Genomic DNA, 424 nt, shown 5'->3' on the forward strand with positions numbered 1-424 from the left:
TTATATAACTGCGTAATAAGAAAAGTAGAATATATTTATATAAATAAAAATTAAACTCATAAACAACTTTTTCAAACAATACATGTAGGAGAGGATAGTAAAATGGATAAACCAAAAAATAGTCTAAACATTGATGAAAGAAAATTAAAATATCCTTGTATTTATAAACATTTTAAAGGAAAATATTATGCTACAATGGGATTGAGCAAAGCCATTGATAGTAATGATATAGAAAAAATCTGTGAAACATATAATGAAAAAGGGTTAACTAAAAACACAGTTAGGTATAAGCTAGATGTTAAGCATACTGAGCTAGATGAAAATATTTTTATATATAGAGACTTGAATGGAAACTTTTATCATAAAAAAGAAGAAGATAATAATAATTTGGTTTTATATAAAACTTTATATGATGATACAGGAG

Annotated in this window: 1 protein-coding gene; it reads left to right on the top strand. The window is 23.3% G+C overall.

Features of this window, described 5'->3' with window-relative positions; translation table 11 throughout:
* Positions 1 to 102: 102 nt before the first annotated feature.
* A partial coding sequence (locus tag KGF52_RS21185; RefSeq protein WP_227841539.1) for a DUF1653 domain-containing protein occupies positions 103 to 424 on the top strand: 322 nt, incomplete at its 3' end.

It is taken from the genome of Clostridioides sp. ZZV15-6597, assembly GCF_020657815.1.
In the GTDB taxonomy this organism is placed as follows: Bacteria; Bacillota; Clostridia; order Peptostreptococcales; family Peptostreptococcaceae; genus Clostridioides.